This window comes from Streptomyces hainanensis (genome assembly GCF_004348415.1).
Classification (GTDB): Bacteria; Actinomycetota; Actinomycetes; order Streptomycetales; family Streptomycetaceae; genus Streptomyces; species Streptomyces hainanensis.
Genome location: NZ_SMKI01000488.1, coordinates 1 through 5,550, shown reverse-complemented (window position 1 = coordinate 5,550; position 5,550 = coordinate 1). Strand labels below are relative to the sequence as shown.

Genomic DNA, 5,550 nt, shown 5'->3' with positions numbered 1-5,550 from the left:
CGAGGTCGTAGTCGCGGGTCAGGCGGGGGAAGTGGCTTCGGGCCACGTCCTCGTCGGCGAGCGCGAGTCGGGGCCGGTCGGGGCCGGCGAGGCCGCGCAGCAGGAGGGGGAAGAACGCGGCGGCCGCGCTGTGGAAGGCGGCCACCGACACGGTGCCGTCCGGCCGGTCGACGAAGTCGTCGACCGAGTGCCGGGCCCGGGTCAGGGCCGTCTCCACCTCGACCGCCGCCGCCGCGAGCGCACGCCCGGCGTCGGTCAACACCACGCGCCGGCCGGCGCGTTCGGTGAGCGGGACGGGGATCGAGCGTTGCAGCAGCCGCAGTTGCTGGGAGATCGCCGAGGGCGTGACCAGCAGCGCCTCGGCGACGGCGCTCACGCTGCCGAGTTCGCCGAGCTCCCGGAGGATCCGCAGCTGACGGGCGTCCATGCGTCGACAGTGTAGGGAAACTACACGATCGTTTGAGACATTGGCGCTGGGCTACAACGTCGGGATGCGGCAGCGTGGTGCCGTGCTCGATGCCCGCCGCACCGACGTGGTGCTGTTGCTGGTGGCGATCGTCTGGGGTTCAAGCTACCTCGCGGCGAAGACGGCCACCGTCGTACTGCCGGTCCTGCTGGTGCTGTTCGCCCGGTACGCGATCTCCGCGCTCGCCTGCGGGGCGCTGCTGGTCCGCTCGGGGCGCCCGAGCGGCGAGGAACTGCGGATCGGGGCGCTGCTCGGCGTCACCCAGGCGGCGATCCTGGTGTTGGAGACGTACGGCGTCGCGCACACCAGCGCCGCCAACGCCGGCCTGATCATCAGCCTGACGATCGTGCTGACGCCGCTGCTCGACCGCACCGCCGGAGGCGGTCGGCTGCCGCCGGCGTTCTTCGTCGCCGCCGGGGTCTGCGTGCTGGCGGTCGCGCTGCTGATGTCGGGCGACGGGTGGCGGGAGCCGCGCGGCGGCGACCTGTTGATGCTGGCCGCCGCGGTGGTGCGGGCGGGGCACGTGGCGCTCGTCGGGCGGCTGACCGTGAACCGCGCGGTGCGGCCCCTGCAACTGACGGCCGTGCAGACCGCCGTGGGTACGGTGCTCTTCCTGGCGCCGGCGGCGGCCAACGCCCGGGAGCTGGCCGCGAGTAGCGCCACGACCTGGGCGCAGCTGGCGTATCTGGCCCTGTTCTGCAGCGTGTTCGCGTTCCTGGCCCAGACGTGGGCGGTGCAGCGGACGTCGGCGAGCCGGGCCAGCCTGCTGCTCGGCACCGAGCCGATCTGGGCCGTCGTGGTCGGAATCGGCCTCGGCGACGAGCGGTTCACCGTGCCGGCGGCGGTCGGCGCGGCGCTGTTGGTCGCCGGCACGTACTGGGGGCAGGCCGTCGAGCGCGCCCATCGAACGACCGAGAAGATCCCGACGGAGGACGCGAGATGTCCGAGACCGAACGAGAGCACGACACCTACGGGCGTCTGATCGACCTGCTCGACTCCACGGCGACGCCGTACCGGCTCATCGACCACGAGCCGGAGGGGGCGACCGAGGCGGTGAGCGCGCTGCGCGGGCACCCGACGGCGGACGCCGCGAAGTGCATCGTGCTGCGGGTGAAAGTCGACCGCCGCACCACCCGCCACGTGCTCGCCGTCGTGCCGGGGGACCGGCGGGTCGACCTGGACGCCGTCCGCGCGCTGTTCGCCGCCCGCTACGTCGGGTTCAGCGACGCGGCGACGGCCGAGCGGCTGGCGCACGCCGTGCCCGGCACGGTGCTGCCGTTCAGCTTCGACCCGGACCTCGAACTCGTCGCCGACCCGGACGTCGTCGCGCGCCCCGCGCTCTACTTCAACGCGGCGCGGCTCGACCGTTCGCTCGTCGTCTCGGGCGCCGACTACGCGGCGCTGGCCAGGCCGCGCGTGGAGCGCGTCGCGGGTCAGGTCCGCACCACGTAGATGCCGGCGGCGGCCGCCGCGGCCGCGGCCTCGGCGGCGCGGTCGGCGGTGGCCTCGTCGAGCGGGTCGCCGCTGGCGAGCAGCCGGTAGTAGAGCGGGGCCGAGACGGCGCGCACCACCTCGTGCGGGTCGGTGCCGGCCGGCAACTCGCCGCGCTCGACGGCCTGTTCCACGCAGGGGGCCCACTCGGCGATCCGGGTCGCGTAGAAGCGGCGCAGCGCGTCGGCGGTGGCGGCGTCACAGGTCGCGGCGGCGATGACGGCCTTGAACAGGGGACCCTGGCGCGGGTCGGTGAGGGTGCGCCTGACGAGACGCGCGTTGGCCCGCAGGTCGCCGAGGAGCGAGCCGGTCTCGGCGCGTGGCAGCGACTCCTCGGCCATCTCGGTCAGCAGATCGGCGACCAGCCCGGTCGGCGTGGCCCAGCGGCGGTAGACGGTGGTGCGGCCGACGCCGGCGCGGCGCGCGACGTCGGCCAGGTCGAGGCCCGCGAAACCCAGCTCGGCGAGCGCGTCACCGGCCGCCCGCAGCACCGCCGACCGCACCCGCGCGGTACGCCCGCCGGGTCGCGTCGTGCCGTGACCACCGTAATGGGATTCCTGTTCCATTAAGCGTCCTCCCTCTGTTAGGCTCCGACACGCAAGCTTAATGGAACCGCGATCCCGTTAGGGGTGGGGTGGCGGTGACGGCATGGACAACGACAGGGGAGACGACATGGAGTACCGACGACTCGGGGCCTCCGGACTCACCGTCCCCGCGCTGAGCTTCGGCGCGGGCACGTTCGGCGGCCGCGGCCCGCTCTTCGGCAACTGGGGCACCAGCGACGCCGCCGAGGCCCGCCGCCTCGTCGACCTCTGCCTGGACGCGGGCGTCACACTCTTCGACACGGCCGACGTCTACTCCGACGGCGCCTCGGAGGAGGTGCTCGGTGCCGCGCTCAAGGGCCGCAGGGACCGGGTGCTGATCTCCACCAAGACCGGCCTGCCGACGGGCGACGGGCCGGGCGACGCCGGCACGTCCCGCGCCCGACTCGTCGCCGCCGTCGACGGCGCGCTGCGCCGGCTCGGCACCGACCACATCGACCTCTTCCAACTCCACGCCTTCGACGCCGCCACGCCCGTCGAGGAGGTCCTCGCCACCCTGGACGACCTGGTGCGGGCCGGGAAGCTGCGGTACGTCGGCGTCTCCAACTTCTCCGGCTGGCAGCTCATGAAGTCGCTGGCAGCCGCCGAACGGCACGGCCGGCCGCGGTACGTCGCCCACCAGGTCTACTACTCGCTCGTCGGCCGCGACTACGAGTGGGAGCTGATGCCGCTCGGCGTCGACCAGGGCGTCGGCGCGCTCGTCTGGAGCCCGCTCGGCTGGGGCCGCCTCACCGGCCGGATCCGACGCGGCCAACCCCTGCCGGCCGGCAGCCGGTTGCACGCCACGGCGGCGTACGGGCCGCCGGTGCGGGACGAGTTGCTGTACCGGGTGGTCGACGCCCTGGACGAGATCGCCGCCGAGACCGGCAGGACCGTCCCGCAGATCGCCATCAACTGGCTGCTCCGGCGCCCGACGGTCTCCTCCGTCATCGTCGGCGCGCGGACGGAACGGCAACTGCGGGACAATCTCGGGGCCGTGGGATGGTCGCTCACCGACGACCAGGTCGCCCGCCTCGACACGGCGAGCGCCGGGGAGGCGGCCTACCCGTACTTCCCCTACCGGCGGCAGGAGGGCTTCGCCCGCCTCAGCCCGCCAGCGGTCTGACGGGCCCTTGCCGGGCCCTTGCCGGGCGGGCCTGAGGGTTCTCCCCACCCGCCCGCGAGGTGGCCTGCGGCCGGTGCGGCGGCCCTGCGGGCGCTGGTGGGGCTGGCCCTTGGCGCTTCGCGCGGGGTTTCTCCCACCTGCCCGCCCTTTCTCGCGCTCCGCGCGGGGGGCGGTCCGCAGGGCCCCGACTGGGCGGTGAAGCCGCCCCAGTTGGGGCCCTGCGGCCGTGCCGGCTGCCTCCAGCGCCTCGTCATCGAGGTCGATCACGCGCGACCGGTCGATGGCCGGGGTCGCGATATCAATCGGGTCACCGGCCTTCGCTCTGCCTCCTCCAGTCTTCCCCAATGTGAACTCGACCGGCTAACGGAGCGCACCAACCCTCTTGAAATGGAAGGGAGTTGGTCAGTTACTGGCCGGTATCGTGCGTGTTAGCCTTCGGGACTTCGTGGCGTCGCCGAGGCGCTGCGGACTCAGCAGTACGCGAGGGGAAGACAATGAAGGACGACATGCGTTGGCGCCCTGCGGCGCTGGCGTTCGCCGTGGCGGGGAGCCTGGTGCTCGCCGCCTGTGGCGGAAGCGAGGACTCCGACTCCGGAGGCGACGGGGACGGCGGCGGCGAGAGCCAGGACGGCGCGCTCACCACGCGATGGGAGGGCGAGCCGGCGGCCTACGACGACAGCGGCCTTGTCACCATGGCGCTGTGGGCCACCGATACGACGGTCACCGAGATCACCAACGACACGGTGCGCAGCATCGACGCCGCGAGCGGCGAGACGCGGTGGGAGCTGACCCCGCCGTCCGGGGCCGGCGAGGTCTGCGCCATCGCGCCCGAGCTGAACGACCAGGGCGTCGGCGCCCTGGTCTACTCGGTCGGCGACTCCGACACCTGCACCCTCCTCTCCGTGGTGGACACCACGGCCGCGACGGGCGAGCCGCTGTTCACCCAGGACGTCACGCCCGAGGACGGCCTGTCGTCGTTCGTCGGGGTCAGCGTCACGGGCGACACCGTCACCGTCACGCCGGGCGGCACCGACCTGTTCAGGTACTCGGTCGCCGGCGACGAGCTGCCGGCGCCCGAGATGCCGGACGCGGCGGAGTGCCAGGACCGCGTCAACTGGACGGTCGGTGGCGACTATCTGGTCGGCGACGTCCAGTGCGACATCATGACCGAGGTGTACCAACTCACCGCCTTCGACGCCGCCGAGGGCACCGAGCTGTGGACGCTCCCCGAGCGGCCCGAGGAATGGGACGGGGTCGCCGAGATCGTGCCGGGCGACCTGCTGACCGTTCGGACCAGCACCGTCGAGGACCGGCTGCTGACCTTCGACGAGGCGGGCGAGGTGCTCTCCGAGGTCCTGGAGGTCCAGGACGGCTCCGAGGTCGAGTTGACGCTCTACGGCCCCAACTACTCCACGATCCGGGGCTCGCTCCTCCACGCGGCCGGCGGGCTCGGCGACAGCAGCGAGCGGGTCGGGATCGACCTGAACACCGGCGCCGTCGCCTGGCAGCAGACGTTCCCCGAAAGCACCACCATCGGCGGTGACGCGGAGCGGACGATGGTGGTGTACCAGGACGAGGAGTATGTGCTGCGGGCGGCGAGCCTGAGCCCGGAGGACGGCGCCCCGACCGAGTTGGGCGCCTTGCCGGACTTCGAGGGCGAGCCCTACACATCGCCCGAGGCGCTGGTCGCGCGGGGGGACACGCTCTACGTCCTGTTCATGCTCTCCGACACCGTGACGGGGGAGACCACCGCGACCACCGCGGCGTACCAGCTGTCGGAGTGACCGGATAGGCACGGACGTGGCCAGCTGGCCGGGCCCGGCGGCGCAGCGGGCTCGGCCCGCCGGGCCCTACCGCGCGAAGCGCGGGAGACAAGGGTGGGCGGG

The 5,550-nt window shown here is 73.3% G+C and carries 6 protein-coding genes; 4 read left to right on the top strand and 2 right to left on the bottom strand.

The window, feature by feature from the left end; all coding sequences use genetic code 11:
• The coding region (locus tag E1283_RS30760) for a helix-turn-helix domain-containing protein (protein WP_132821457.1) at positions 1-427 on the bottom strand (427 nt) is incomplete at its 3' end.
• Positions 428-491: 64 nt separating this feature from the next.
• On the opposite strand from E1283_RS30760, the gene E1283_RS30755 reads away from it, so the two are divergent.
• Positions 492-1,448, top strand: a complete 957-nt coding sequence (locus E1283_RS30755; protein WP_132821456.1) for a DMT family transporter — start codon at positions 492-494, stop codon at positions 1,446-1,448.
• Positions 1,406-1,918 carry a YbaK/EbsC family protein gene (locus E1283_RS30750; protein WP_132821455.1) on the top strand — a complete coding sequence of 171 codons (513 nt, stop codon included), beginning with the start codon at positions 1,406-1,408 and terminating at the stop codon, positions 1,916-1,918. Before E1283_RS30755 ends, E1283_RS30750 begins: the two co-directional genes overlap by 43 nt.
• Here E1283_RS30750 and E1283_RS30745 read toward each other — a convergent pair.
• Positions 1,900-2,523, bottom strand: a complete 624-nt coding sequence (locus E1283_RS30745) for a TetR/AcrR family transcriptional regulator (RefSeq protein WP_132821454.1) — start codon at positions 2,521-2,523, stop codon at positions 1,900-1,902. The genes E1283_RS30750 and E1283_RS30745 overlap by 19 nt on opposite strands.
• 106 nt (positions 2,524-2,629) lie before the next feature.
• On the opposite strand from E1283_RS30745, the gene E1283_RS30740 reads away from it, so the two are divergent.
• A complete protein-coding gene (locus E1283_RS30740; RefSeq protein WP_132821453.1) occupies positions 2,630-3,664 on the top strand; it encodes an aldo/keto reductase in 1,035 nt (344 codons plus the stop codon).
• A 494-nt stretch (positions 3,665-4,158) separates the two neighbouring features.
• Positions 4,159-5,448 (top strand): PQQ-binding-like beta-propeller repeat protein, encoded by a 1,290-nt coding sequence (locus tag E1283_RS30735; RefSeq protein WP_132821452.1) that lies wholly within the window; start codon positions 4,159-4,161, stop codon positions 5,446-5,448.
• The last annotated feature ends 102 nt before the right edge of the window (positions 5,449-5,550 follow it).

Bases quoted from the DNA above. Each gene is read 5' to 3' on its own strand.
- E1283_RS30750 (WP_132821455.1), top strand. From the start codon at position 1,406: ATGTCCGAGACCGAACGAGAGCACGACACCTACGGGCGTCTGATCGAC.
- E1283_RS30745 (WP_132821454.1), bottom strand. From the start codon at position 2,523: ATGGAACAGGAATCCCATTACGGTGGTCACGGCACGACGCGACCCGGC.
- E1283_RS30755 (WP_132821456.1), top strand. From the start codon at position 492: ATGCGGCAGCGTGGTGCCGTGCTCGATGCCCGCCGCACCGACGTGGTG.
- E1283_RS30740 (WP_132821453.1), top strand. From the start codon at position 2,630: ATGGAGTACCGACGACTCGGGGCCTCCGGACTCACCGTCCCCGCGCTG.
- E1283_RS30735 (WP_132821452.1), top strand. From the start codon at position 4,159: ATGAAGGACGACATGCGTTGGCGCCCTGCGGCGCTGGCGTTCGCCGTG.